Below are 25,353 nucleotides of genomic sequence, written 5' to 3'. Positions count from 1 at the left end.
CCAAATCCCTGTGGCGGTATCTTATTTCAAGTTGATGGAAATAATTATCGATTAAGTGCTAAAGCTTAACTACCGCAAGCTTATCATTTTTAACTCTTTCCTGTTATATCCCCGTCGTCTTTCAAACTGGTCGCTCTTACGCATCCATGCTATCGCGACCAGTTTGAAAGACGACGGGGAAACGTACAGTTTGATTTACGAGACTGGTAGCGATAGGTGCCAGTGTGACGGCGATCTATATTTGTCCGAAACTCGCTAAAAAAATCAGATTTGTTAGCTTATGCGACGCTGAGAAGCTGCTCTGTGGTTCCCCCTGGGGTATTGGGCGGGGTTGAGTGTCGCAAGATTGAATAATTTAATGAAGATAATGAGAAAAGTTGAGAATTTCCACCTGCTGGTGATGCTGATCCTGCTGGTTGCCGTCGGTCAGATGGCGCAAACCATTTATGTGCCGATTATCGCCGATATTGCCCGCGATTTCTCGGTGCCCTCCGGCTCCGTGCAGCGCGTTATGGCGGCTTATCTGCTGACCTACGGCTTCTCACAATTGATCTACGGGCCGCTTTCCGATCGTATTGGCCGCCGCCCGGTGATCCTGGCTGGCATGATGATTTTCCTGCTCGGTGCCTTGGGCGCTTTGCTGTCCAATAGCCTATCGATGTTAGTGGCCGCCAGCGCGGTTCAGGGGATGGGTACCGGCGTAGCAGGCGTGATGGCTAGAACCATGCCGCGCGACTTGTATGCGGGCACTTCCTTGCGTTATGCGAATAGCCTGCTGAATATGGGTATTCTGGTCAGCCCGCTGTTGGCTCCGGTGATTGGTGGGGGGTTAGCGATGATGTTTGGCTGGCGGGCCTGCTATGCCTTTCTGCTGGTGCTTTGTGCCGGTGTGGCGTTTGCCATGTTCCGCTGGCTACCAGAAACCCGGCCGCAGCAAACGGAAAAACGCCGCATGTTTTCCAGCTTCCGCCAACTGCTGGCGGATGGCACCTTCAGCTGCTATTTGGTGATGTTGATCGGTGCTCTGGCCGGGATCGCCGTCTTTGAAGCCAGCTGCGGCGTGTTGATGGGCGGGGTGTTGGGGCTGAGCGGTTTGACCGTCAGTATTCTGTTTATCCTGCCGATCCCGGCGGCGTTCTTTGGTGCCTGGTATGCCGGGCGTGACGGCAAATCCTTCCACAGCTTGATGTGGCATTCGGTGATCAGTTGCCTGCTGGCGGGGCTGATGATGTGGATCCCTGGTTGGTTCGGGGTGATGAACATCTGGACGCTGATCGTGCCTGCGGCGCTGTTCTTCTTCGGTGCCGGGATGCTATTCCCCTTGGCGACCACTGGCGCGATGGAGCCGTTCCCTTATCTGGCTGGGGCGGCGGGTGCTCTGGTGGGCGGAATGCAGAATATGGGGTCTGGCCTGGCTACCTGGCTGTCAGCCATGCTGCCGCAAACCGGGCAGTTCAGCCTTGGGTTGCTGATGTTTGCCATGGCGCTGCTAATCCTGCTGTGCTGGTGGCCGCTATCGAACCGCATGCAGCATCAGGGACATACCGCCTGATCGAGAAGGGGCGCGTGCTTGCGCCCCTAAGCGTTATAGCAGGAATTCGTGCAGCGCGGGGTCTTTGCGATCCAGATAGTGGGTCGAACGGATACGGCGGATAGTGCGCGATTTGCCCCGGATTAGCAGGGTTTCGGTGGTGGCTATATTGCCTTTGCGGCTGATGCCCTCCAGCAGATCGCCCTTGGTGATGCCGGTCGCGGCAAAGATCACGTTATCGTTGCGCGCCATTTCATCCAGCACCAACACCTTACCGGCTTCGATGCCCATTTCTTTACAGCGGGCCAGCTCCTGCTCGCCGATACGGCGATTATCTTCGTTATCCCCTTTGACCTGATGACGAGCCAGCAGGCGGGCCTGCATATCGCCATCCAGCGCACGGATCACCGCAGCGGAGATAACACCTTCCGGCGCGCCACCGATGCCGTACATCACATCCACTTCACTTTCCGGCATACAGGTCAGGATCGACGCTGCGACATCACCGTCGGGAATAGCGAAAACCTTCACCCCGAGTTGCTGCATTTCTGCGATCACCGCATCGTGGCGCGGTTTAGCCAACGTGATCACCGTTAGCTCCTTCAATGGCTTGCCTAGGCGGGCCGCGACGTTGTTCAGGTTGGTGGCTAGCGGCAAGTTGAGATCGATCACTCCACGCGCCTGCGGGCCGACGACCAACTTTTCCATATACATATCAGGTGCGTGGAGGAATGTGCCACGATCGCCTACTGCCAGGACCGCCAGGGCATTGGATTGCCCCATTGCGGTCATGCGCGTGCCTTCGATGGGATCGACGGCAATATCCACCGCATCGCCTAGCCCGGTGCCGACGTTTTCGCCGATATACAGCATCGGGGCTTCATCAATCTCACCCTCACCGATCACGATCCGGCCATCGATATCCACCCTGTTGAGCATAATGCGCATGGCATTGACGGCGGCACCGTCGGCGGCGTTTTTGTCGCCGCGTCCCAACCATTTATAACCCGCAAGTGCGGCGGCTTCGGTAACGCGGGAAAATTCGATGGCTAATTCACGTTTCATGGCAAACCTGTCAGTGAGTAAAGGGAAGAAAATATTGGCAAAGTTTACCACAGGGGGAAGGAGGCAGGGCGAGGCAAAAAAAACGCTGCCCGTAGGCAGCGCTGTTGCAGGGTAAAACGAATCAGTCGTGATCTTCCCAGGCTTGTGCACGAGCCACGGCCTTTTTCCAGCCGCTGTAACGGAAATTACGCTCGGTAGTTTCGATTCCCGGCCGGAATTCACGCTCAATGTTGGCTTTGCTCTTCACCTCATCCAGATCGCTCCAGTAGCCAATCGCCAGCCCGGCCAGATAGGCCGCGCCCAACGCCGTCACTTCACGCACCTCAGGACGCTCGACACGGGTGCCGAGGATATCGGACTGGAACTGCATCAGGAAGTTGTTGGCTACCGCACCACCGTCCACACGCAGCGATTGCAGACGGGTATTGGCATCGGCCTGCATGGCATCCAGCACATCGCGGGTCTGGTAGGCGATAGACTCCAGCGTAGCGCGGATGATGTGGTTGCTGTTGACACCACGGGTCAGGCCGAAGATGGCGCCACGGGCATACGGGTCCCAGTAGGGGGCACCCAGGCCGGTAAAGGCGGGTACTACGTAGACGCCATTGCTGTCTTTGACCTTGGTGGCGAAGTATTCAGAGTCGGCGGCATCGCTGATCAATTTCAACTCATCACGCAGCCACTGGATAGAGGCGCCACCAATAAACACCGCACCTTCCAGCGCATAGTTCACTTCCCCGCGTGGGCCGCAGGCGATGGTGGTCAGCAAGCCGTGGCTGGAGCGTACTGCTTCCTTGCCGGTATTCATCAACAGGAAGCAGCCAGTGCCGTAGGTGTTTTTCGCCATACCCGGCTGGACGCAGAGTTGGCCATATAGCGCCGCCTGCTGGTCACCGGCGATCCCGGCGATAGGAATACGCGTCCCGCCTTTACCCCCGATGTTGGTCTGGCCATACACTTCGGAAGAAGGGCGGACTTTTGGCAGCATGGCGCGCGGGATATCCAGCGCTTCCAGCATACGATCGTCCCAGTCCAGCTCATGGATGTTGAACATCATGGTACGCGAGGCGTTGGTGTAGTCGGTTACGTGAACCCGCCCTTGGGTCATCTTCCACACCAGCCAGGTGTCGACGGTACCGAACAGCAGTTCACCGCGCTTGGCACGTTCGCGAGCGCCTTCGACGTGGTCGAGGATCCATTTGACCTTGGTTCCCGAGAAGTAAGGGTCAACCACCAAGCCGGTATTGTGACGGATATACTCTTCCAGGCCATCGCGCTTGAGTTTTTCACAGATGTCGGCGGTGCGGCGGCACTGCCAGACAATGGCGTTATAAATCGGTTTACCGGTCTCTTTTTCCCAGACGATGGTGGTTTCACGCTGGTTGGTAATACCGATCCCGGCGATCTGGTCGGAACTGATATCGGCCTTGGCCAGCACTTCGACCAAGGTGGAACTCTGTGAGGACCAGATTTCCATTGGGTCGTGTTCTACCCAGCCGGCCTTCGGGTAGATCTGGGTGAACTCACGCTGAGAAACCGCAACAATATTGGCATCGTGATCGAGCACTACGGCACGTGAACTGGTGGTTCCCTGGTCGAGGGCGACAATATATTTTTTTTCGGTTGTCATCATTTTTAGTCCTACTGTGGTTAACCGTTTAAAGCCGTGCCAATCACGCTTTACGTTGTTCTGATTTAGGGGCGGGTTGTGCTTCCTCGACACAAACGTCACAAGGCAGATGGCGGCCGATCAGCGCGCGATAACCAAAGGCGCCCAAACCGGCACCGACGATGGGGCCGAAGATTGGCACCAGGAAGTAAGGGATGTCGCGAGCGCCGGTGAAGGCGACCTTGCCCCAGCCTGCCAGATAGGCGAACAGTTTCGGGCCGAAGTCACGCGCCGGGTTCAGTGCAAAGCCGGTTAATGGTCCCATAGAGGCACCGATAACGGCAATCAGAATACCGATCAGCAGCGGTGCCAGCGGGCCACGTGGAATGCCGTTGCCATCGTCGGTCAGCGCCAGGATCAGGCACATCAGGATGGCGGTGATCACGGTTTCTACCAGGAAGGCCTGGCCGACGGAGATATGCGCGTTGGGATAAGTCGAGAAGATACCGGCCAACTCGAGGCTTTCATTGCTGCCACGTACCATCTGATGGGCGGCTTCATAATCGAAGAATAAACTGTAATACAGCCCGTAGACCAGTGCAGCTGCGCAGAAGGCACCTGCAATCTGCGCAACGATGTAAGGGAGTACTTTGCGTCCATCAAAGCAGGCGAACAGCCACAGCGCAAGTGTGACAGCCGGGTTCAGGTGAGCCCCGGAAATGGCGGCGGTCAGATAGATGGCCATCGCCACCCCCAGGCCCCAAATGATGCTGATTTCCCACTGGCCGAAGCTGGCACCTGCCAGTTTCAGCGCTGCAACACAGCCTACGCCAAAGAAAATCAACAGACCGGTGCCGAGGAATTCAGCGATGCACTGGCCTTTTAAGGTCGGACTGATGGTTTGGCTCATAATGTTATTGTCCTGCAGACGACGGTTATAGGTTATCTAGGCTTGACGCGTTGGCGTTTTGGCCTTGGGCTACAGAGTTTTTCTTCACGTCCCCTTATCGGTTGAGGGCGTGATGTAAATTTATCGTTAACGAGCATAAACGAGAAATAGCGAAATCAAAATGTGTGTACCTCGTCATAAAATTGAGCGAATTCGCGTTGTTTGGTGTTCTTTCTGCACCATAAAAAGGTGATCTGACCAGTTATTTTGTCTCTATTTGTTAACAACCCTGCCGCTTGGCCGCGGTGACTTTCAGTTTTGACCGATAGCCACAGTGGGAAAATTGCAACAGAGTGCGCGTTGGGTCGGTATGTTGCTAGACACTGGGAGGCTGGCTACTTACAATCGTTTTTATTGCGGGAAAGGTTTTATCGAGACAGGCGTTGGGCCTGTTGGTTACGCGAGCATATTCGCAGTAGCTGCAGCTGATGTTGCGGCGCTACTTATGGATGTACGCCTTGCTATCATGAGGGGACTGAAGAATGTCATTTGAAGTATTTGAAAAACTGGAAGCAAAAGTTCAGCAGGCGATTGATACCATCACGCTGTTGCAGATGGAAATTGAAGAGCTGAAAGAGAAAAATAATTCCCTGTCTCAGGAAGTCCAGAGCGCTGCGGGTAATCACGAATCACTGGTGCGTGAAAACCAGCAGCTGAAAGAAGAGCAGCACGTGTGGCAAGATCGTTTGCGCGCATTGCTGGGTAAAATGGAAGAAGTCTGATCCATTAGCACCAACGAAAAGGGCGCCTCAGGCGCCCTTTGTCATTTTCTGCGGTTACTCGATATCGAGCGGATCTTCAGAAAGGATGATGCCGGTGTTGTCGGCATACAGATGATCGCCAGAGAAGAAGGTAACACCGCCGAAATTAACGCGGATATCACTTTCGCCTATTGCTTCGCTGGTGGCCCCTGCCGGGATCGCTGCCATCGCCTGAATACCGATGTCCAGTTCTTCCAGATCGTCCACCTGGCGCACCGCACCGTAAACCACGATGCCTTCCCATTCGTTCTGAGTCGCCAGACGGGCCAGCTCCGCGTCGATCAGGGCACGGCGTACCGAGCCGCCGCCGTCGATCACTAACACGCGGCCAAGGCCGTTTTCTTCGAGCAGTTCAAACAGCAGGCCGTTATCCTCGAAGCATTTCACCGTAGTGATTTGCCCGCCAAATGAAGTACGCCCGCCAAAGTTGGAGAACAGAGGCTCAACTACGTTGACCTCTTCCTGATAGATATCGCAAAGTTCGGAAGTATCGTATTTCATAGGATTTTACGTCTGTTTGCCGCTGGAATAACCAGTATATCCCTTTATTCGCCCCGTTGGCAAAATCATCAGTGCCAGTATGCGCTCTGGCACCTGAGTTTCACCTAACTGAGCACCACACCAATAGCAAACAGCACGTTGGCAAGCAAGGCGGCCTTGACCATATGTTCCAGCATCGGACGCATACCGACGGCCGTAGGGTCACGTAAGACACGCATACCGTGTCGATACAGAAACGGGATGGCCAGCACAAACAGCCAGCCCCATAGGCTGTGCAGGTTAAGCAGGGTGAACAGGGCAAAGCAGACCACGGCGGCAATCAGCAGCATTGCGTGGTAATAGCGCGCATTCTGTGGGCCAAGGCGAACGGCCAGAGTATTTTTGCCGTTGGCGCGGTCACTTTCGATATCGCGCAGATTATTGATGTTTAACACCGCTGCTGCCAACAGGCCACAGGCGGTGGCTGGCAGCATCACGACGCTGTCGAAAGTGTGAGTCTGTAGATAGTAAGTACCTGCCACGCTGAGCCAGCCGAAAAACACCAATACCGAAATATCGCCTAGCCCCAGATAACCGTAAGGTTTGGTGCCCACGGTATAGGTAATGGCCGCGACGATAGCTAACCCGCCCAGCACCAGAAAGCCCACCACATCGCTGGGTTTTTCACAGGCGACGGCGATTAGCCAGCAACCGGAAATGGCGATCAACACCACCGTCAGCATCAAGGCCCGTTTCATCTGGCTTTGGGTGATCATGCCTTTTTGCATGCCACGCAATGGACCGATACGGTCTTCTTTATCGCTGCCTTTTACTGCATCGCCGTAATCGTTGGCCAGGTTGGAGAGGATCTGCAGCAGACCTGCGGTCAGCAGAGCCAACAGCGCCACACCGGGCTTCAGGCTGCCCTGCCAGGCGGCAATCGCGGAACCGACAACGATAGAGGCAAAGGCCAATGGCAGGGTACGTGGTCGTAAACTTTCCAGCCAGGCTCTGGCCGGGGTGGTGGTGGTTGATGAGCTCATATTTCGCTTCAGTAAGTCAAAAGACGGTGTCCGTTAAAAACAAATGTGGGAGGCAATGCCTCCCACAAAGATAACTGACAGGACAGTGATAGAGCGATTATAGGATAAAACGACTCAGATCTTCATCCGCTACCAGTTCATCCAGATGATTGCGTACGTATTCGGCGTCAATTGTAATGGATTGGCCACCAATTTCACTCGCATCGTACGAAATATCTTCCATCAGACGCTCCAGTACGGTGTGCAGACGACGCGCGCCGATGTTTTCGGTGCTTTCGTTAACCTGCCAGGCGGCTTCGGCGATGCGGCGAATACCGTCAGCGGTGAAATCGATGGTGACGCCTTCGGTGGCCATCAACGCTTTGTACTGCTCGGTAAGCGACGCGCTTGGCTCGGTCAGGATACGCTCAAAATCTTCCGTGGTCAGCGCTTGCAGCTCAACGCGAATTGGCAGACGGCCTTGCAGTTCCGGGATCAGGTCGGAAGGGCTGGCGGTCTGGAACGCACCGGAGGCGATAAACAGAATGTGATCGGTTTTCACCATGCCGTGCTTGGTCGATACCGTACAGCCTTCCACCAGCGGCAGCAGGTCGCGTTGGACGCCCTCGCGGGACACGTCTGGGCCGGAGCTCTGGCCGCTGCGCTTACAGATTTTGTCGATCTCATCGATAAACACGATACCGTGTTGCTCAACCGCTTCCACTGCCTGCTCTTTCAGCTCTTCCGGATTCACCAGCTTGGCGGCTTCTTCTTCGATCAGCAGTTTGAAGGCTTCTTTGATCTTCAGCTTGCGGGGCTTCTGTTTTTGCCCACCAAGGTTCTGGAACATCGATTGTAGCTGGTTGGTCATCTCTTCCATGCCCGGAGGGGCCATGATTTCCACGCCCATCGGTGCTGCAGCCAGATCGATCTCAATGTCTTTATCGTCCAACTGGCCTTCACGCAGCTTCTTGCGGAATGCCTGACGTGCGGCAGAAGGCTCTTGATGTTCTTCTGGCTGGCCCCAATTGTTCTTGGCCGGTGGGATCAGCACGTCGAGAATGCGTTCTTCTGCCATCTCTTCCGCACGGGTGCGGTTTTTCTCGATCGATTGCAGACGCACCATTTTCACGGCGGCATCGGTCAGATCGCGGATGATAGAGTCCACTTCTTTACCCACATAGCCCACTTCGGTGAACTTGGTGGCTTCTACCTTGATGAAGGGAGCGTTGGCCAGTTTAGCCAGACGACGGGCGATCTCGGTTTTACCGACGCCGGTCGGGCCGATCATCAGAATATTTTTTGGGGTGACTTCGTGACGCAGCATCTCGTTGAGCTGCATCCGGCGCCAGCGGTTGCGCAGGGCAATGGCGACAGCACGTTTGGCTTTGTTTTGGCCAATAATGTAGCTGTCCAGTTCGCTGACGATCTCGCGCGGGGTCATTTCAGACATGGTATTCGATCCTTACGCTTTGGAAGGCAATTCTTCAATGGTGTGGAAATGGTTGGTGTAAATACAGATGTCACCGGCGATGTTGAGGGATTTATCCACGATCTCGCGAGCGCTTAATTCGGTATTTTCCAACAGCGCACGAGCGGCAGACTGGGCATAAGGGCCACCAGAACCGATAGCAATCAAATCATTTTCAGGCTGGATCACGTCACCGTTACCGGTGATGATCAGTGAGGCATTTTCATCGGCTACTGCCAGCAGTGCTTCCAGCTTGCGTAGCATGCGGTCGGTACGCCAGTCTTTCGCCAGCTCAACGGCCGCTTTCACCAGATGGCCCTGGTGCATCTCCAGCTTGCGCTCGAACAGTTCGAACAGGGTAAAAGCGTCAGCCGTACCCCCGGCGAAACCGGCAATCACTTTATCGTTATACAGGCGACGGACTTTTTTGACGTTGCCCTTCATTACCGTGTTGCCCAGTGTGGCCTGGCCATCGCCACCGATCACTACCTGGCCGTTGCGGCGTACGCTTACAATTGTTGTCACGAGCAGACCCTCGTTGCAGACGGAAAGAAGTCCCCGCAGCCTCTGCGTTGGCAGAGACTACGAGGCATATTGAGAGTATAGATGGGGGGAGATTGACGCTTTTCAACCCCCAACGGAGAGGGGAATGCAACTTGACATGCCAATGCCCTTCAGGCGCGACAGGGTTTTGTCTGCGGCTGCGCGGCTGCTGTATGGGCCGAGCATCACGCGATTCCAGCCACCGCCTGTGGTGACCCGGCTTTCAACCCCTTCAAACGCCAGCTGTGCCCGCACCGACTCGGCCTGATCGGCTGCGCGGAACGAACCACATTGCACCATCCACTTCTGCTTCGACTCAGGTTTGGTTTCCGGCTTGGCCGCTTCCGTTTTCACTTCTGGCTTCGGTGCTGCTTCCGGTTGACGGGTCTGCACCGGCGGAGTCACTGCCTGTGGTTTTGGTTGCTGTACCTGCGGCTTCGGCTGCTGCACCGGTTGTTGTTGAACGGGTGCAGCGCCGTTGTTGAACGGGTTGCGAGGCTGAGTGACCTGCTGTTGCTGCACTGGTGGCGCTATCTGCTGCTGTACCGGCGGTTGTACCTGTTGCTGACGCCCACCGTTACGCAGTTGTGAAGGATCGTTGTAAGGCACTTCAGACAGCTGCGTTGGACGCTGCTGCATATCGGCCTGCATCTGCTCCAGCAATTGGCGTTGTTCGTCGGTCAACTGAGTTTTGGAATTGACCTCTCCCCCAGCCGTCGGCTCGGTAGGTGTTTTGACGCCGATCTGGCGGTTCTCCAGCTCTTTGATGTAACGCCAACGCTCTTCCGGCTTCGGTGGCAGACCGTTGCCCGGGCGTGTGCCATGCGTAGGCAAAATCGGCGTTTCGTCCGGTTTGTTGTGGGTAATGAAATAAAGACCACCGATAAAGACAACCAGAATGGCGACGGCAAGCGCCACCACGGTTTTGGATACCTTTGGAGAACTGCGTTTTTTACGGCTGGGGGTCTTGCGCCGCGCTGCTCCTGAGCGCCCGCGGCCTACATAGTCTCTCTGTGCCACTATAATTCCGCTGTGTCGTGATGAGGTTAAAACCTATCCTCTAGCTATTTTATCGGCCATTTTGCGTCAGCTTGCTGCCTTGTCGGCAGGCTCCGGGGAGCAGTTCTGGCAAAATGACCACAACAATAATCATTACGCCGGTTTGGCAGGCGCTGGGTCAGCCATGTTACTTAACCCGAAAATATTTGACTAGCGTTTAGGGGCTGCGGTGCTGCCTCTGATGATCAATTCACTGTCCAGTAACCGGGAACCGCTGTTCACGGTTTGCCCATGCAACTGTTCCAGCAGCAGCAACATCGCCTGCTGGCCAATCTGGAAGCGGGGTTGTGCCACCGTGGTCAGCGGCGGATCGCAATACTGTGCCAGCTTGATATCGTCAAAGCCGACAATCGACAGATCCTGCGGTACTCGCAAGCCCAGCTTTTTCGCCTGGGACAAGACGCCGATCGCCATGACGTCGCTGTGGCAAAAGACCGCCGTTGGCGGTTTCGGCAGCGCCATCAGCGAGGCTAATGCCTGCGCGCCAGCTTCGTAAGTGAAATCACCCCGGGTAATATAGCTGCTTTCGACGGTAATGCCATTACGGCGTAGCGCCTGAATGTAGCCTTGCAACCGATAATGGCTCAGCGGCATCTGCTCTGGCCCGGCGATACAGGCGATCTGTTTATGCCCAAGCTGGTGCAGATAATGTACGGCTTCAAACGCAGCGGTCAGGTTATCGATATGCACCGTTGGCAGTTCCAGCTCCGGTGCAAACTCGTTGGCCATCACCATTGGCGGCAAGTTGCGCTGCTCTTCCTTGCTGGCGTCGAAAGGCAGGTTGGAGCCGAGCAGCAGCATGCCATCGATTTGTTTGGTGATGATCAGGTTAACGAAGGTGCGTTCCTGCTGGTTCTGCTGCGCGCAGTCTCCGATCAGCACCAGATAACCCTGCTGCGCTGCCGTTTGCTCGATCCCCTGGATCACGTCTGCAAAAAACGGATCGCAGATATCCGGGACGATCACCAGGATAGTGCGGGATTCATTGCGTTTGATATTGCGTGTCAGGGCATGAGGGGAGTAACCCACGGCCAGCACGGCCTGTTCCACTTTCTGGCGCGTTGGCGTTGACACCTTTTCCGGATTCATCAGCGCACGCGACACGGTTGCCGTGGAAACGCCGGCCATTTCGGCAACGTCTTTCATGGTCGCCATGGGTAGTTCTTGCTTGTGTTCCAACGCCTTTCTCCTTGCGTCAGCACCCAGCTAACGCGGTTACTTCAGTTTGCTCACAAATTCTGGCATGCGGTGGTGGTGTTATTTTTAGCGTCATCCACGTTCAAGCATTCCATTGCCTGGCTGAAAAATGCCTTCACCGACATTCTAAACAGATTACGGATCGCTTTTGTTACCTAATTTGCATGAAAAGTGTGACGCAGGAAGGTTTTTTCGAGTTCGCTCGCAAATTGTGGTGTAAACGTTTGCCTTTGCCAGTGCAATTGAGAATTTTCTCACTCAACTATCAATGGGATCAACGTCTAACGTCCATTTAACTTTACGCGCCTGTGGCAAGGTGCCAATCAATGGCAACGTGCTTTTTATTAGATGCTGTAACAGTTTTCTGGATGGGTGCTGCAACAACAGTTGCCAGCGGAAGCGACCCCCGCGTTTGGGTTGCAGGGCAGGAACCGGGCCCATGACCCACAGCGAATCATCCTTCAGCGGGCTGGCTTCCAACAGATTGCGTAGCTGCTGTAAGAACAGCGGTGCCTGCTGGTTATCGTGATCTTCCGAACGCACGATGATGTGGCTGGTATAGGGCGGCAGAAAGACGCTGTTACGTTCGGCCAGGGTTTGCTTGGCAAAGGCGTCGTAGCCCTGTTGCAGCAGGATTTGCAGTAGCGGGTGCTCCGGGTGATGGGTTTGCAGCAGCACCTCGCCCTGCTTGCCCGCCCGCCCGGCACGGCCTGAAACCTGAGTATAGAGCTGGGCAAAACGCTCGGCAGAACGGAAATCGGCGGAGAATAGCGCGCCGTCCACGTCGAGCAACGCCACCAGAGTGACATCTGGGAAGTGGTGGCCTTTGGCCAGCATTTGTGTGCCGATCAGGATACGTGGGCCGCCACGGTGAATATCGGCCAGATGCTGTTCCAGTGACCCCTTGCGGCTGGTGGTATCGCGATCGATACGGGTAATGGCGGTTTCCGGGAACAGGGGAGCCAGTTCGTTCTCCAGCTGTTCGGTACCGACGCCGACGGAAACCAGGTTGGTGGTACCGCACTGCGGGCACTGATGTGGCACCGGGCGCTGGCTGTCGCAGTGGTGGCAGCGTAGCTGGCGTTGATGCTGGTGAAACGTATAGTAATGGTCGCAGCGCTGGCATTCGGCGATCCAGCCACACTCATGGCACAGCAGCGCGGGGGCATAGCCACGGCGGTTAAGGAACAGGATCACCTGATTGCCGTTCTTCAGGTGATACTGCATGCTTTTCAGCAGGGGCTGAGAGAGCCCAACCTTCAGCGGCAGGCCTTTCAAATCGATCAGATGCTGATTGGCCGGTTTGGCGTTGCCCGCCCGCTGGGTCAGTTTGAGCTGCCGGTATTTGCCTAGCTGCACGTTGTGCAGCGTTTCCAGCGCCGGTGTCGCCGAGCCCATCACCAGTGGGATGTTTTCGGCGTGAGCGCGGAACACCGCCAGATCGCGAGCATGATAGCGCCAGCCTTCCTGTTGTTTATAGGAGCTGTCGTGTTCTTCGTCGATGATGATCACCCCAAGGCGCGAGAAGGGGGTGAACAACGCCGAACGGGTGCCGATCACAATGGCGGCTTCACCGCTGCGCGCGCGCAGCCAGACGGCCAGCCGTTCGCTGTCGTTCAGGCCTGAGTGCAGAACTTCTACCGGCGCGTTGAAGCGTTCGCGAAAGCGTGCGATGGTCTGCGGAGTCAGGCCGATCTCCGGCACCAACACCAGTGCCTGCTTACCTTTCGCCAGGATATTTTCCAGCACGCTGAGGTAAACCTCGGTTTTGCCGGAGCCGGTGACCCCGGCTAGTAACCAGGCGGCAAACTGGTCGTCTTCACTGCGGATAGCACCCACGGCGGTGGCCTGTTCGGTATTGAGCCGCAGCCGTTCACCGAGCACGGCAAAGCCCGGCCGCCAATCCTGCGTTGCCACTGTTTGCGAACGCAGGTCGATCAAGCCTTTGGCACGCAGCGCCTGGAGTGCGCTTTCAGTCAGCCCCAGTTCGCTGACCTGATGGCGATACACCGGGCGTTGCAGCAGTGCCGCCAGTGCCTGCTGCTGCTTTGGCGCACGCTTCAGGCTTTCCGGCGGGGTTGCGCGCCCCTGTTCGGTAGCAAACCATTGCCACAGCGGAGCGGCCTCTGCGGGCTTACCCTGACGCAGCAGAATAGGCAGCGCATGGAACAACACTTCACCGATCGGGTAATGGTAGTATTCGCTGGCCCATAGCAGGATGCGCCACAGGCTGGTGGTGAACAGCGAGTCGTTATCCAGCAGGCTATCGATGGGCTTGAGCCTTTCCTGCGGCAGTTCACTGCTCTCGCTGCTGCCGGTGATGATGCCTATCGCCCGTTGCTTTCCCCAAGGCACACTGACGCGCGCGCCGATGATCGGCTGCAGGCCTGCGGGCAGCAGATAATCGAAGGTGCGGGCAAGGGGAACCGGTAGAGCAACGTGTACAACAGGCATGTGGCTGTCCAGGTAGAAAAAAGTGTTGGCTAGTTTACACGGTAGGCTGGCAAATGTACGGATCCGATTGCGCGCTACATTTTATTCTGTATAATTTGCCGCCTTTGGTATAATCCCATATCAAAACCTATTATCAACCACGTGTGGTGTCTGGCGGAACAGGGCTGGATAGCGACACGGCCTTAACTGAGGTTCTCCCATGAAAAAAGGTATTCACCCTAAATACGACGAAGTTACTGCAAACTGCTCTTGCGGTAACGTGATCAAAATCCGCTCTACCGTGGGTCACGATCTGAACCTGGACGTTTGTGGCGAATGCCACCCGTTCTACACTGGCAAGCAGCGTGATGTTGCTACCGGTGGTCGCGTTGACCGCTTCAACAAGCGTTTCAGCGTACCAGGCGTTAAGAAATAAGTTTTCTTATCGTCAGATGAAAAAGGCGCCTTCGGGCGCCTTTTTTCGTTTTTAGAGCAAACTCAGTGCAATTCATTAGATTGCCGCCATGTTCAAAACACCCTCCACGGGGTCTGAGGGCCAATGGAGCGAAAACGTACGCTAACAATGTAATCATTGTTAATCTTGATATTTATTTCTCCACTCTCACCTTGCAAGTACTGCTTCCTTTTTTTTCTTCTGCCCAGCGTTTGTGCGCTCTATCTGTCTTTCATTTGCAATATTGACGAAATTTTTCAGTAACAATCGAGAGTCAAACTTTACTGTCGAATTAAAATTATTAAAAGGATTTGGTTTATTGTATGCGGACAGGTGAAATTTCTATTCAGAGAATACACCACGATCTGGCACGAGGGCGTTCTCCCTCATCCCTGCATAAGAAAAACATCATCATCAGCAAAATCGCTGATATCATAAAAAACTACCTGTGGTGATCCATGTATTATCAGCTTCTTTCCATTTTTCTGAATGCACTCTCCGTGCTACTGGCTAAAGTCAGCTTCAGCCGGGTCAGTGAAAATGCTTTTCTTATTATTTATTCCCTGACATTTATTGCTCTGGCGTTAATGCATGCCCGCCTGAGCGAGATGGCCCGGTATCTCTGTTCGCGCAATGGTATGGCATCGGTTATCTTCAATACGCTTGGTACCTGGTGTTTCTACAAGGGGCTTGAACAACTGACGCCGGGAACGCATTCCTTCATTGCACGTAGCTACATTATTTTCGGCACACTGATATCAGTGCTGTGGTTTCGCGAAAAACTGACAATGACAAAGCTTTTTGTGCTGCTGGCCTGCATTTCTGGGGTGGCACTTTCTTCTCTGCCTGACGCTACAGGTAATGTTACCTTCGAAGCAGTGATGTTTACTCTGCTTTCTTCACTGTTTTTTGCACTTAATTACGCCGTATTGAAAAAGAAAACTGCTGATGTTCATCCCTGTGCGCCTCTGGGAATCAACGGTTTTTTTCTGCTGGTACTGGTCAGTTGTTTTGCCGGTCATCAAGGGGAATGGTACTTCAGTGAGATTGCGATTCAGGGCGTCGTTTACAGCGTATTGAGTGCCGCGTTCATCTTTTACTCGATGTTTGCCTACATTAAATCAGCGGGAAGCATTGATTTTCATGTTGCCACAGCGCTACGTGCGTTGTCACCAGTGGTCGTCACGCTGATATCACTACCCTTTTTCGGCTATGCAGGCGGTCAACTCCAGCTGGCCGGTGAAATACTCGTCATCATTTCAATTATTGCGATGGGAATGACACAAACAATGAACAGGAGAGTCAGTTAAATGACAACTGAACGCGAACGTCCCTATTTGGCAATTTACTGCATCGTCCGCGATGGCAGTCATGTGCTTATGCTCAGGCGGGCAAACACCGGCTATGCTGATGGCAAATGGTCGTTCCCTGCCGGGCACGTTGATGAAGGTGAGTCTCTGACCGCTGCGGCCAGTCGCGAGTTAAAAGAAGAAACGGGCCTGAACGTCCCGGAAACGGACTGGGTATTTCACTCCATGATGCACCGCAGAACCGCAGATCGTCGGGTCATCGACGTATTTATGGAAGCTGTCAGCTGGCAGGGGCAACCCGTCAATACCGAACCACATAAATGCAGCGCACTAAAATTCATCTCACCGGCGGATCCTGACATCGACCTGATTGATTATATCACTCCGGTATTTCTTCCTCTGGCAGGTGATACAACAGACTCCTATCTTGAATGGGGATGGAGCAGCTGGAATGTGAACTGGAAAAAGGTCTGAAGGTGGTCATCGCCTGTGGAATGTGGGGGAATCCCGGTACGTCAAAAGCCATGCTGTCACTGTCTGAACGGTTTAACGTTCCTGTTCTGGAAGATGCAGCACAGTCTTTTGGTGCATCAACGCCCTGTGGAAGGGAAGGGTTAAAAGGTCGTATTGGTTGCTTCAGTACCCATGAGTACAAACTGCTTTCAACAGGGGAAGGCGGTTTTATTACCACCAATGATGCTGATATTGCCGAACGCCTTCGCGCATTTATTCGGCTCGGCTTTGACGGTAAGGGGTACGGTAATCGGCCTAGTGTGAATTATAAACTTTCTGGCTTTCACCCCCGCCTCTTTAAGCCCCTTGATCTGAATATCGAGGGACTGCTGGCTGAAGGCGTGAGCAGTGGAACACCAGAAACATGGAGTAAAGATACGTTTCTGCAGCCTGTTTAACTAAAAGCAAGTAATGGGCTGTGAGGTGAAGGTAGGGCGGGGAACAGTCAAAATGTATGAAGACGGCAGTTTGGGAGGAGGCGCTCCGTGAGGAGTGCCCCTCTCTTGATTTATGCCATCGGTATTCAACAGATAGCGGCCATATCAATATTCCCAGGTATCAGGGTCGACACCCAATTCTCGCATCAGTACTTTCGCGGCTTCCGGGATTTCATCGCTGCGTTCTTTGCGCAGGTCTTCATCGTTCGGCAGCGGCTGGCCGGTAAAGGCGTGCAGGAATGCTTCACACAGCAGTTCGCTGTTGGTGGCGTGGCGCAGGTTGTTTACCTGGCGACGAGTCCGTTCATCCGTCAGGATTTTCAGCACCTTCAGCGGAATGGATACCGTGATTTTTTTGACTTGCTCGCTCTTTTTACCGTGTTCAGCGTAAGGGCTGACATACTCGCCGTTCCACTCAGCCATGGGACACCTTAAAATTGTCTGAAAAATACAAAATTCTAAAAACCGGCCAATTATGCCCGATCTTCACTGTGCTCACTAAATAAATGTCAATCTTACACGATAAGGATCACTGATTCTGGTCGTTTAATATACATTCTGGATTAACATCTCATCGTCATCACAAACCGCCATAATTTTAGCGAGTATTGTCCCTTTGCTCAATCTATACGCAAAGAAGTTTAGATGTCCAGATGTATTGACGTCCATATCCGCTGCGGTTAATCTTTAGGCCTCATTCCCCCACTTTCCGAGAGCCGAGCCACCCTATGACGCGTAAACCAGCCACGATTGCCGTACGTAGCGGTCTGAATGATGACGAACAGTACGGCTGCGTCGTCCCGCCGATCCACCTTTCCAGCACCTATAACTTCACCGATTTCAACCAACCCCGAGCCCATGATTACTCACGCCGTGGGAACCCGACGCGTGATGTCGTGCAGCGTGCGCTGGCGGAGTTGGAAGGAGGTGCGGGTGCGGTGATGACCGGAAGCGGGATGTCGGCGATCCATCTGGTGACCACGGTACTTCTCAAACCGGGCGATCTGTTGGTGGCCCCTCATGATTGCTACGGCGGCAGCTACCGCCTGTTCGATAGCCTGAGCAAACGCGGGGCGTATCGGGTGCTGTTTGTCGATCAAGGGAATGAAGCTGCACTGCGTGAGGCATTGGCACAAAAGCCGAAGTTGGTGCTGATCGAAAGCCCAAGCAACCCGCTATTGCGCGTAGTGGATATTGCCGCCATCTGTAAAGTTGCCCATGAAGCCGGTGCGCTGACCGTGGTAGACAACACCTTCCTCAGCCCGGCGCTGCAACAGCCGATCGAACTGGGTGCCGATCTGGTCGTCCACTCTTGTACCAAATACCTCAACGGCCACTCCGACGTGGTCGCGGGCGCGGTGATCGCTAAAGATAAAGATCTGGCGGTTGAACTGGCCTGGTGGGCCAACAATATTGGCGTCACCGGCGCGGCATTCGATAGCTATTTGTTATTGCGGGGGATGCGTACCCTGTCGCCGCGTATCAAGGCGGCACAACATAATGCCGAGGCGATTGTCGGCTATTTACAGCAGCACCCCTTAGTCAAAAAGCTGTATCATCCTTCCTTGCCAGAAAACCCTGGCCATGAGATTGCGTGCCGTCAGCAACGTGGGTTCGGTGCCATGCTCAGCTTTGAACTGGACGGAGATGAAGCGCTGCTGCGCCGTTTCCTGTCTGCTCTGGAGCTGTTTACGCTGGCGGAATCCCTGGGTGGCGTAGAAAGCCTGATCTCACATGCGGCAACCATGACTCACGCCGGTATGGCGCCAGAAGCGCGTGCCGCCGCGGGGATTTCCGAAAGCCTGCTGCGTGTTTCCGTGGGGATTGAAGACAGCGAAGATTTGATTGCCGATCTGGAACAAGCCTTCCAGGCGGCGGCTACGAGGTAAGTCATGAATGCAATTGCGGTAGCAGGGCCGGTTAGCGGGCGTCAACTGCACAAATTTGGCGGCAGCAGCCTGGCAGATGTGAAGTGTTATCTGCGGGTGGCCGGGATCATGGCCGAATACAGCCAGCCGGGTGACATGATGGTGGTGTCGGCGGCGGGTAGCACCACCAACCAACTGATTAGCTGGCTGAAGCTCAGCCAGAGCGATCGTCTTTCCGCGCATCAGGTGCAGCAAACGCTGCGCCGTTACCACAGTGAACTGATCGGCGGGTTGTTGCCTGCGGAGACGGCGGAACCGCTGATTGCCGAATTTATCCACGATCTTGAGCGCTTGGCGATCCTGCTGGACGGCAAGGTTGATGATGCGGTGTATGCCGAAGTGGTGGGGCACGGCGAGATCTGGTCAGCCCGCCTGATGGCTGCGGTGCTGAACAAGCAGGACATGCAAGCGGCATGGCTGGACGCGCGTGATTTCCTCCGTGCTGAACGTGCAGCACAGCCGCAGGTTGACGAAGGCCGTTCCTATCCGCTATTGCAGCAACTGTTGGCACAACATCCGGGCAAACGTCTGGTGGTGACCGGCTTTATTTCGCGTAATGACAGCGGTGAAACCGTGCTGTTGGGGCGCAACGGCAGTGACTATTCCGCCACGCAGGTTGGCGCATTGGCTGGCGTGGAGCGAGTCACCATCTGGAGCGACGTGGCCGGGGTTTACAGCGCCGATCCGCGCAAAGTGAAAGATGCCTGCCTGCTGCCGCTGTTGCGCCTGGATGAGGCCAGTGAACTGGCCCGTCTGGCGGCTCCGGTGCTGCATACCCGCACCTTGCAGCCGGTGTCTGGCAGCGATATCGATTTGCAACTGCGCTGTAGCTATCAGCCGGAGCAGGGCTCAACCCGTATCGAGCGCGTGCTGGCTTCCGGTACCGGAGCCAAAATTGTCACCAGCCACGATGATGTCTGCCTGATCGAACTCAGCGTTGCGCCGCAGCATGACTTCAAGCTGGCGCAGAAAGAGTTGGATCTGGTGCTCAAGCGTGCGCAGATCAAACCGTTGGCCATAGGGGTGCATCCTGACCGTAACCTGATCCAGCTGTGCTACACCTCGGAAGTGGTGGGCAGCGTGCTGCGTATTTTGCAGGAGACCGGGTTACCTGGTGAGTTGCAACTGCGTGAAGGGTTGGCGCTGGTCGCGCTGGTGGGGGCGGGCGTGTGCAAGAATCCGCTGCATAGCCACCGTTTCTATCAGCAGTTGAAGGACCAGCCGGTGGAGTTCATCTGGCAGGCTGAGGATGGTATCAGCTTGGTGGCGGTGCTGCGTCAGGGTCCAACCGGTCTGCTGATCCAGGGCCTGCACCAAACGTTGTTCCGTGCGGAAAAGCGTATTGGCTTGGTGTTGTTTGGCAAAGGCAATATTGGTTCGCGTTGGCTGGAGCTGTTTGCTCGCGAACAGAAGAATATCTCTGCGCGTAGTGGCTTTGAGTTTAGCCTGGCCGGGGTGGTGGACAGCCGCCGTAGCCTGCTCAATTACGAAGGGCTGGATGCCAGCCGCGCGCTGGCGTTCTTTGAAGATGAAGCGCAGGAGCTGGACGAAGAGTCGCTGTTCCTGTGGATGCGGGCACACCCGTTCGACGATCTGGTGGTGCTCGACGTCACCGCCAGCGAGGAGTTGGCGGAGCAATATCTGGACTTTGCCAGCTATGGCTTCCATGTGATCAGTGCCAACAAGCTGGCGGGGGCCTCGTGCAGCGCCAATTACCGCCAGATCCGCGATGCGTTTGCCAAAACGGGCCGCCACTGGCTGTATAACGCCACTGTGGGGGCCGGGTTACCGGTGAACCATACCGTGCGCGATCTGCGCGACAGCGGGGACAGCATTCTGGCGATCAGCGGTATCTTCTCCGGCACGCTGTCCTGGTTGTTCCTGCAATTTGATGGCACGGTACCGTTCACCGAGTTGGTGGATCAGGCGTGGCAGCAGGGGCTGACGGAACCGGATCCGCGTGTTGACCTGTCTGGGCAAGACGTGATGCGTAAGCTGGTCATCCTGGCGCGTGAGGCGGGCTATGACATTGAACCTAATCAGGTGCGTGTGGAGTCGCTGGTGCCTGCAGGCACGGAGCAAGGCTCGATCGATCAGTTCTTCGAGAACGGCGATGCGCTGAATCAGCAAATGTTACAGCGCTTCGAAGCGGCCAACGAAATGGGCCTGGTGCTGCGCCATGTGGCGCGTTTCGATGCCAATGGCAAAGCGCGCGTTGGCGTTGAGGCCGTGCGGCCAGAACATCCGCTGGCTTCGCTGCTGCCTTGTGACAACGTGTTTGCCATCGAAAGCCGCTGGTACCGGGACAACCCGCTGGTGATCCGTGGGCCAGGGGCCGGTCGCGACGTGACTGCTGGAGCCATCCAGTCCGACCTTAACCGCTTGGCACAACTGCTTTAAATCCTCACTTTAGCCTCGGGGGTGGCGCTGCGCTGCCCCCCTTCAATCATTCAACATGAAATTCTCTCATCCTGCGTGAGGATTAATCATCGTATCCCCCTCACTTTCCTGTTGACTCTTCAGGCAACATCCGGCATTTTCTATCTAGACGTCTAAACGTATAGACGCTTATTATAACGAAGCAAAACAGTGATCGATAAGAGGCGGACAGGGTATGAGTTTTTATCACGCAAACCAGCGGGAAGCGCTGAATCAGAGTCTGGCAGAGTTAAACGGCCAGATTAACGTGTCGTTTGAGTTCTTCCCGCCGCGTACCAGCGAGATGGAAGACACCTTGTGGCAGTCGATCGATCGCCTGAGCAGCCTCAAACCCAAGTTTGTCTCTGTGACCTACGGTGCCAACTCCGGTGAGCGCGACCGTACTCACAGCATCATCAAGGGGATCAAAGAGCGTACCGGCCTGGAAGCTGCCCCTCACCTGACCTGTATTGATGCCAGCCCGGCGCAACTGCGTGAGATCGCTACCGATTACTGGAACAGCGGTATCCGCCATATTGTCGCGCTGCGCGGCGATTTACCACCAGGCGGTGGCAAGCCGGAAATGTACGCGACAGATCTGGTCACACTGCTCAAAGACGTTGGCGATTTTGATATTTCCGTTGCGGCCTACCCGGAAGTGCATCCGGAAGCAAAAAGCGCACAGTCAGATCTGATCAACCTGAAACGTAAAATCGATGCCGGTGCCAACCGTGCCATCACCCAGTTCTTTTTCGACGTTGAAAGCTATCTGCGCTTCCGTGACCGCTGTGTGACCGCCGGTATTGATGTCGAAATCGTGCCGGGTATTTTGCCGGTCTCCAACTTCAAGCAGCTCCAGCGCTTTGCCACCATGACCAACGTGCGGGTGCCAAGCTGGATGACCAGCATGTTTGCCGGGCTGGATGATGATGCGGAAACCCGCAAGATGGTCGGTGCTAATATCGCCATGGATATGGTGAAGATCCTCAGCCGCGAAGGGGTCAAAGATTTCCACTTCTATACGCTAAACCGTGCGGAAATGAGTTACGCCATCTGCCATACCCTGGGCGTGCGCCCTTGTGCAGTGGCTGGCTGATAGATTGCGGTTGCCGTTGCGGCAACCGCGCCATCATCAAGGAACGGCCGGGTGGGTGAGCATCTCCAGGAACCACTGCCGGAATCCTTCGACATCGATTTCCAGACAGACTTCGGCATTGGCTGGCAGTTTCAGACGGTTGGCCAGATCGACGCAGGTCGTTCCTCTAGTCAGTTCACCTTGCGTCTCTACCGCCACATGGCAGGCCTGAGTGGTAAATAACTCGGATTTTGCCAGATAGGCCAGAGCGCACAGATCGTGCATCTTCAACCCACGGCTCATACTCCCACCCCGATAGTGTTGGAACAGGCTATGCAGCATGGCCCCGGTGCGGTTCAGCGTGGGTAAGCTGGCGATCATCTCGGCGGTGAGCGTAGCCCGGTTGGTGACGTCCAGCCCGCACATGACAATCGGGATACCGCTGGCAAACACCATGCTGGCGGCCTCGGGATCCACGTAGATATTAAACTCCGCGTTTGGCGTATGGTTGCCACGGCTGGCGGAGCCTCCCATCGGCTTTGTTGAATAAATCGAACTTTTGGCCGCAATCAGGATCAGATCACCACATTCCTGCCCCTCTGGCGGTATCCCGTGGCAAAGCAAAAGTTCAAAATCACCAACTGGAACGCCTACAACAAGGCTCTCGTCAATCGGGGTTCACTGACATTCTGGCTTGATGAGTCGGCCATCCAGGCCTGGTACGACGACCCAAAAACCGCTTCACGAGGGCGTCCATAACGTTATTCTGCATTAGCTATTTCCACTGTACTGATGCTCAAACGCGTCTTTCGCCTCACGCTACGTGCCGCTCAGGGCTTCATTGATTCCATTTTTACGTTAATGAAGCTCCCGCTTCGTTGCCCGGATTATTCCTGCGTCAGCAGACGAGCGAAGTCCGTCTGCACCCCTTTTAAAAATCCCACACGCGGCACCTTTATGGTCGCCTGGAAACAGGCCGGGTTCCGCGTCGTCGGACATATGGTGTTTACCAAACCCTACGCCTCCAAATCGGCCTTTGTCGGCTACCAGCATGAATGTGCCTACATTTTGGCAAAAGGGCGCCCGGCGTTGCCGGCGCAACCCCGCTCTGATGTGCAGCCCTGGGAATACACCGGCAATCGTCATCATCCGACCGAAAAGCCGGTGTCCATTCTGCAACCGTTGATTGAGTCGTTCATGGTCAGGAATCCTCAAAAAATTTGATCCAGATTCCTAACCATCAAGAGAATAAGCTACCCGGTGGCTGTCAATACGGCCGTCGCTATACGCTTACGGATTGTCACCTGCGGAACAATTTTATCTGTTGGCTGCCTAAATAACCGGCAGCGCCACTTTTGCTAACTTCTTACGCTAATGTGACAGAGCCGATAAAAGTGCCCAAAGGTGACACTTTGAGCACACATGCATGTCTGACATTATTTGAACAAAGTATCGCCACTCTGATACTGAAGCCCTGGGTGACAATCAAAACGAACAACACCGACAACAGCCCTGCCTTCAATAGCACGTTTTACAGCTGCCACGCCCTCGATACCAAATCCACCGCATAATTCAATGGCTGTGATATTTTGTAAAACCAGTTTTTGAGAAAGTTCACAGGCTGCCTGATAACTCCTGACGGCATACGTGTTAACACTGACACTGTCAGTGACCACATTGCTATGGTGGATATCTGCATTACCTTCTGGAGCCAAGAAAATAAACGCCGCTTTAAGAGACATATCTATTCCTTTATTTAATGTTAAATAGCAACATAGTTGTCGCTGTTGTGAGAAGGAGTAGGTTAGTTCATGGCACAATGGGCGGATTGTAAAAATGCGAACAGAAGTTATGCTCCAGAAAAAAAACACTCGGCGTAGTTCCGATAAAATGACGAAAATCCTTTATGAAGTGCGACTGGTCGTAGTATCCATAATCTAGGGCACTGTCCAGATAATCCCGCTGGCAGTTAAGTAAAAGATGGCGGGTAAGCTGCTCTAAACGGATGATACGATGGAGATGACAGGGGGTTATGCCGAAATGTTGCCTAAATACCTGCTGAAAATAGCGACGACCAAAACCAGATAACGCAACAAAATCCTGCTGAGAGGCCGTTTTATGCTCGTAATACATCATTTTAGCTGCGGCATCTAACCAGGGGTGATTATCCCTATGATATCGATTTAGTTTCTCAGTTAAGAAATTTTCAATTATCTTAACTTGCCCTGTCAAATTTTGGGTCTCGCTGAGTTGATCTTCTAACTGTAAGATACTTTTTCCCCATATATCAGCCGGGTGAAGAAAGGTATCTGCCATTTCAACTTCATTCTGAGGACAAAAGTGACGTAATGCACTAACGCGAAATCTAACGGCAATGAAGCTTACAGGCACCTCGGAATGGAAATGAAAGTGGTTATTACGTGGTAGCAGAATGACGCTGCGCTGGTGGCTGCTAAAACTTTGTTTTTTATCTGAAATTTTAATTTTCTGCCGCCAGAAAAAAAAGAGTTCAGCCCCACTACCTGGTAGCAGAGGGGGGAGTTGTATCTCGTCCTGCCAGGACCAGTATCGACTAATCCAGGGGTGAAGGTGTGGTGAAGGTTTCAGTTCGGTAAATTTCATCCGTAATATCCATATCCCGAGAAAAAAACAATACGTTATATTAGCCTATCTGCCTGCACGGCATTTCTATCAAATGGGCTTCTGTCTATGATATTTTTACAGAAGTCTCTCAAAGGCATTTATTGGGTTCTGTCGCATTAAGGCGTCGTCAGGTAATATGCTGTTTTTTTACGATGTTGCCTGCCCATGTCTCTGATCCGAAAAGCCTTCCGTCGCCTGCATTACCCCACTGATGTTATCGCCCAGTGTGTTCGCGGGTATCTCGCTTACGCCCTGAGTTTGCGCAACCTGGAAGAAATGATGACAGAACTCGGCATTGTCGTTGACCATTCCACGCTTCACCGCTGGGTCATCCGCCTGGTGCCCTTGCTGGATAAGGCGTTTCGCCGACATAAACGCTCAGTGGGTCGTCGGTGGGGCTCTGTCGCATTAGCGTAAGAAGTTAGCAAAAGTGGCGCTGCCGGTTATTTAGGCAG

The 25,353-nt window shown here is 54.4% G+C and carries 22 protein-coding genes and 3 pseudogenes; 11 read left to right on the top strand and 14 right to left on the bottom strand.

All coding sequences use genetic code 11. From position 1 onward, the window contains the following. Positions 1-367: 367 nt before the first annotated feature. Positions 368-1,552 carry a multidrug efflux MFS transporter EmrD gene (gene emrD / locus KAJ71_RS17120; RefSeq protein WP_248946832.1) on the top strand — a complete coding sequence of 395 codons (1,185 nt, stop codon included), beginning with the start codon at positions 368-370 and terminating at the stop codon, positions 1,550-1,552. A 33-nt stretch (positions 1,553-1,585) separates the two neighbouring features. On the opposite strand, the gene glpX is transcribed toward emrD, so the two are convergent. The 3 genes from glpX to KAJ71_RS17105 all read right to left on the bottom strand — a co-directional run bounded on the left by glpX (position 1,586) and on the right by KAJ71_RS17105 (position 5,115). Then, positions 1,586-2,596: a class II fructose-bisphosphatase gene (glpX, locus tag KAJ71_RS17115; protein WP_248946831.1), complete on the bottom strand. Its 1,011-nt coding sequence runs from the start codon at positions 2,594-2,596 to the stop codon at positions 1,586-1,588. Between the two features lie 121 nt (positions 2,597-2,717). Next, positions 2,718-4,226 carry a glycerol kinase GlpK gene (glpK, locus tag KAJ71_RS17110; protein WP_248946892.1) on the bottom strand — a complete coding sequence of 503 codons (1,509 nt, stop codon included), beginning with the start codon at positions 4,224-4,226 and terminating at the stop codon, positions 2,718-2,720. 43 nt (positions 4,227-4,269) lie between these two features. Then, positions 4,270-5,115 (bottom strand): MIP/aquaporin family protein, encoded by an 846-nt coding sequence (locus KAJ71_RS17105; protein ID WP_248946830.1) that lies wholly within the window; start codon positions 5,113-5,115, stop codon positions 4,270-4,272. A gap of 521 nt (positions 5,116-5,636) precedes the next feature. On the opposite strand from KAJ71_RS17105, the gene zapB reads away from it, so the two are divergent. Beyond that, a complete protein-coding gene (gene zapB, locus KAJ71_RS17100; RefSeq protein ID WP_021181887.1) occupies positions 5,637-5,876 on the top strand; it encodes a septal ring assembly protein ZapB in 240 nt (79 codons plus the stop codon). A gap of 54 nt (positions 5,877-5,930) precedes the next feature. On the opposite strand, the gene rraA is transcribed toward zapB, so the two are convergent. The 7 genes from rraA to priA all read right to left on the bottom strand — a co-directional run bounded on the left by rraA (position 5,931) and on the right by priA (position 14,141). Beyond that, positions 5,931-6,416 (bottom strand): ribonuclease E activity regulator RraA, encoded by a 486-nt coding sequence (gene rraA / locus KAJ71_RS17095; protein ID WP_248946829.1) that lies wholly within the window; start codon positions 6,414-6,416, stop codon positions 5,931-5,933. A gap of 104 nt (positions 6,417-6,520) precedes the next feature. Then, positions 6,521-7,438, bottom strand: coding sequence for a 1,4-dihydroxy-2-naphthoate polyprenyltransferase (locus tag KAJ71_RS17090; protein WP_248946828.1), 918 nt, complete (start codon positions 7,436-7,438; stop codon positions 6,521-6,523). A 97-nt stretch (positions 7,439-7,535) separates the two neighbouring features. After that, a complete protein-coding gene (hslU, locus tag KAJ71_RS17085) occupies positions 7,536-8,870 on the bottom strand; it encodes an ATP-dependent protease ATPase subunit HslU (protein ID WP_248946827.1) in 1,335 nt (444 codons plus the stop codon). 12 nt (positions 8,871-8,882) lie between these two features. After that, a complete protein-coding gene (gene hslV, locus KAJ71_RS17080) occupies positions 8,883-9,413 on the bottom strand; it encodes an ATP-dependent protease subunit HslV (protein WP_021807222.1) in 531 nt (176 codons plus the stop codon). 102 nt (positions 9,414-9,515) lie between these two features. Further along, the gene (ftsN, locus tag KAJ71_RS17075) at positions 9,516-10,451 is read right to left on the bottom strand and encodes a cell division protein FtsN (RefSeq protein ID WP_248946826.1); all 936 of its coding nucleotides are present in this window, start codon (positions 10,449-10,451) and stop codon (positions 9,516-9,518) included. A 189-nt stretch (positions 10,452-10,640) separates the two neighbouring features. After that, positions 10,641-11,669, bottom strand: a complete 1,029-nt coding sequence (gene cytR, locus KAJ71_RS17070) for a DNA-binding transcriptional regulator CytR (protein WP_024482873.1) — start codon at positions 11,667-11,669, stop codon at positions 10,641-10,643. A 276-nt stretch (positions 11,670-11,945) separates the two neighbouring features. Further along, positions 11,946-14,141, bottom strand: a complete 2,196-nt coding sequence (gene priA, locus KAJ71_RS17065; RefSeq protein ID WP_248946825.1) for a primosomal protein N' — start codon at positions 14,139-14,141, stop codon at positions 11,946-11,948. 199 nt (positions 14,142-14,340) lie between these two features. Here priA and rpmE point away from each other — a divergent pair, with 199 nt between their 5' ends. The 4 genes from rpmE to KAJ71_RS17045 all read left to right on the top strand — a co-directional run bounded on the left by rpmE (position 14,341) and on the right by KAJ71_RS17045 (position 16,795). Continuing rightward, positions 14,341-14,556 (top strand): 50S ribosomal protein L31, encoded by a 216-nt coding sequence (rpmE, locus tag KAJ71_RS17060; protein WP_024482871.1) that lies wholly within the window; start codon positions 14,341-14,343, stop codon positions 14,554-14,556. 476 nt (positions 14,557-15,032) lie between these two features. Further along, positions 15,033-15,884 (top strand): DMT family transporter, encoded by an 852-nt coding sequence (locus KAJ71_RS17055; RefSeq protein ID WP_248946824.1) that lies wholly within the window; start codon positions 15,033-15,035, stop codon positions 15,882-15,884. Continuing rightward, a complete protein-coding gene (locus tag KAJ71_RS17050; RefSeq protein ID WP_248946823.1) occupies positions 15,885-16,358 on the top strand; it encodes an NUDIX domain-containing protein in 474 nt (157 codons plus the stop codon). Next, positions 16,322-16,795 carry a DegT/DnrJ/EryC1/StrS family aminotransferase gene (locus KAJ71_RS17045; RefSeq protein WP_248946822.1) on the top strand — a complete coding sequence of 158 codons (474 nt, stop codon included), beginning with the start codon at positions 16,322-16,324 and terminating at the stop codon, positions 16,793-16,795. The genes KAJ71_RS17050 and KAJ71_RS17045 overlap by 37 nt, the downstream gene beginning before the upstream one ends. 144 nt (positions 16,796-16,939) lie before the next feature. Here KAJ71_RS17045 and metJ read toward each other — a convergent pair whose 3' ends face one another. After that, the gene (gene metJ, locus KAJ71_RS17040; RefSeq protein WP_006317756.1) at positions 16,940-17,257 is read right to left on the bottom strand and encodes a met regulon transcriptional regulator MetJ; all 318 of its coding nucleotides are present in this window, start codon (positions 17,255-17,257) and stop codon (positions 16,940-16,942) included. Positions 17,258-17,562: 305 nt separating this feature from the next. Here metJ and metB point away from each other — a divergent pair, with 305 nt between their 5' ends. The 3 genes from metB (at position 17,563) to metF (ending at position 22,276) form a co-directional block, all read left to right on the top strand. Further along, positions 17,563-18,723 (top strand): cystathionine gamma-synthase, encoded by a 1,161-nt coding sequence (gene metB / locus KAJ71_RS17035; protein WP_248946821.1) that lies wholly within the window; start codon positions 17,563-17,565, stop codon positions 18,721-18,723. Positions 18,724-18,726: 3 nt separating this feature from the next. Next, positions 18,727-21,162, top strand: coding sequence for a bifunctional aspartate kinase/homoserine dehydrogenase II (locus KAJ71_RS17030; RefSeq protein ID WP_248946820.1), 2,436 nt, complete (start codon positions 18,727-18,729; stop codon positions 21,160-21,162). Positions 21,163-21,376: 214 nt separating this feature from the next. Beyond that, positions 21,377-22,276, top strand: coding sequence for a methylenetetrahydrofolate reductase (gene metF, locus KAJ71_RS17025; RefSeq protein WP_248946819.1), 900 nt, complete (start codon positions 21,377-21,379; stop codon positions 22,274-22,276). A 36-nt stretch (positions 22,277-22,312) separates the two neighbouring features. On the opposite strand, the pseudogene KAJ71_RS17020 reads toward metF, so the two are convergent. Continuing rightward, positions 22,313-22,789 (bottom strand): annotated as a pseudogene (locus KAJ71_RS17020) (nucleoside hydrolase); the annotation flags it as partial. A 78-nt stretch (positions 22,790-22,867) separates the two neighbouring features. Here KAJ71_RS17020 and KAJ71_RS17015 point away from each other — a divergent pair. Beyond that, a pseudogene (locus KAJ71_RS17015) lies at positions 22,868-23,251 on the top strand (transposase); the annotation flags it as partial. Between the two features lie 440 nt (positions 23,252-23,691). On the opposite strand, the gene KAJ71_RS17005 reads toward KAJ71_RS17015, so the two are convergent. Further along, positions 23,692-23,997 (bottom strand): DUF6506 family protein, encoded by a 306-nt coding sequence (locus KAJ71_RS17005; RefSeq protein ID WP_248946818.1) that lies wholly within the window; start codon positions 23,995-23,997, stop codon positions 23,692-23,694. A gap of 67 nt (positions 23,998-24,064) precedes the next feature. Continuing rightward, on the bottom strand, positions 24,065-24,877 hold the full coding sequence (locus KAJ71_RS17000) for a helix-turn-helix domain-containing protein (RefSeq protein ID WP_248946817.1): 813 nt from the start codon (positions 24,875-24,877) through the stop codon (positions 24,065-24,067). A 186-nt stretch (positions 24,878-25,063) separates the two neighbouring features. Here KAJ71_RS17000 and KAJ71_RS16995 point away from each other — a divergent pair. Further along, positions 25,064-25,294 (top strand): annotated as a pseudogene (locus tag KAJ71_RS16995) (IS6 family transposase); the annotation flags it as partial. Between the last annotated feature and the right edge of the window lie 59 nt (positions 25,295-25,353).

Source organism: Serratia silvae (assembly GCF_023282985.1).
Taxonomy (GTDB): Bacteria; Pseudomonadota; Gammaproteobacteria; order Enterobacterales; family Enterobacteriaceae; genus Chania; species Chania silvae.
Note: the sequence above shows the minus strand (reverse complement) of the source record. Positions and strands in the feature narration are given on the sequence as shown.

Excerpts from the sequence above, each read along its gene's own strand:
- emrD (WP_248946832.1), top strand. The coding sequence starts at position 368 with ATGAGAAAAGTTGAGAATTTCCACCTGCTGGTGATGCTGATCCTGCTG.
- glpX (WP_248946831.1), bottom strand. The coding sequence starts at position 2,596 with ATGAAACGTGAATTAGCCATCGAATTTTCCCGCGTTACCGAAGCCGCC.
- glpK (WP_248946892.1), bottom strand. The coding sequence starts at position 4,226 with ATGACAACCGAAAAAAAATATATTGTCGCCCTCGACCAGGGAACCACC.
- KAJ71_RS17105 (WP_248946830.1), bottom strand. The coding sequence starts at position 5,115 with ATGAGCCAAACCATCAGTCCGACCTTAAAAGGCCAGTGCATCGCTGAA.
- zapB (WP_021181887.1), top strand. The coding sequence starts at position 5,637 with ATGTCATTTGAAGTATTTGAAAAACTGGAAGCAAAAGTTCAGCAGGCG.
- rraA (WP_248946829.1), bottom strand. The coding sequence starts at position 6,416 with ATGAAATACGATACTTCCGAACTTTGCGATATCTATCAGGAAGAGGTC.
- KAJ71_RS17090 (WP_248946828.1), bottom strand. The coding sequence starts at position 7,438 with ATGAGCTCATCAACCACCACCACCCCGGCCAGAGCCTGGCTGGAAAGT.
- hslU (WP_248946827.1), bottom strand. The coding sequence starts at position 8,870 with ATGTCTGAAATGACCCCGCGCGAGATCGTCAGCGAACTGGACAGCTAC.
- priA (WP_248946825.1), bottom strand. The coding sequence starts at position 14,141 with ATGCCTGTTGTACACGTTGCTCTACCGGTTCCCCTTGCCCGCACCTTC.
- rpmE (WP_024482871.1), top strand. The coding sequence starts at position 14,341 with ATGAAAAAAGGTATTCACCCTAAATACGACGAAGTTACTGCAAACTGC.
- KAJ71_RS17055 (WP_248946824.1), top strand. The coding sequence starts at position 15,033 with ATGTATTATCAGCTTCTTTCCATTTTTCTGAATGCACTCTCCGTGCTA.
- KAJ71_RS17050 (WP_248946823.1), top strand. The coding sequence starts at position 15,885 with ATGACAACTGAACGCGAACGTCCCTATTTGGCAATTTACTGCATCGTC.
- KAJ71_RS17045 (WP_248946822.1), top strand. The coding sequence starts at position 16,322 with ATGGAGCAGCTGGAATGTGAACTGGAAAAAGGTCTGAAGGTGGTCATC.
- metJ (WP_006317756.1), bottom strand. The coding sequence starts at position 17,257 with ATGGCTGAGTGGAACGGCGAGTATGTCAGCCCTTACGCTGAACACGGT.
- metB (WP_248946821.1), top strand. The coding sequence starts at position 17,563 with ATGACGCGTAAACCAGCCACGATTGCCGTACGTAGCGGTCTGAATGAT.
- KAJ71_RS17030 (WP_248946820.1), top strand. The coding sequence starts at position 18,727 with ATGAATGCAATTGCGGTAGCAGGGCCGGTTAGCGGGCGTCAACTGCAC.
- metF (WP_248946819.1), top strand. The coding sequence starts at position 21,377 with ATGAGTTTTTATCACGCAAACCAGCGGGAAGCGCTGAATCAGAGTCTG.
- KAJ71_RS17005 (WP_248946818.1), bottom strand. The coding sequence starts at position 23,997 with ATGTCTCTTAAAGCGGCGTTTATTTTCTTGGCTCCAGAAGGTAATGCA.
- KAJ71_RS17000 (WP_248946817.1), bottom strand. The coding sequence starts at position 24,877 with ATGAAATTTACCGAACTGAAACCTTCACCACACCTTCACCCCTGGATT.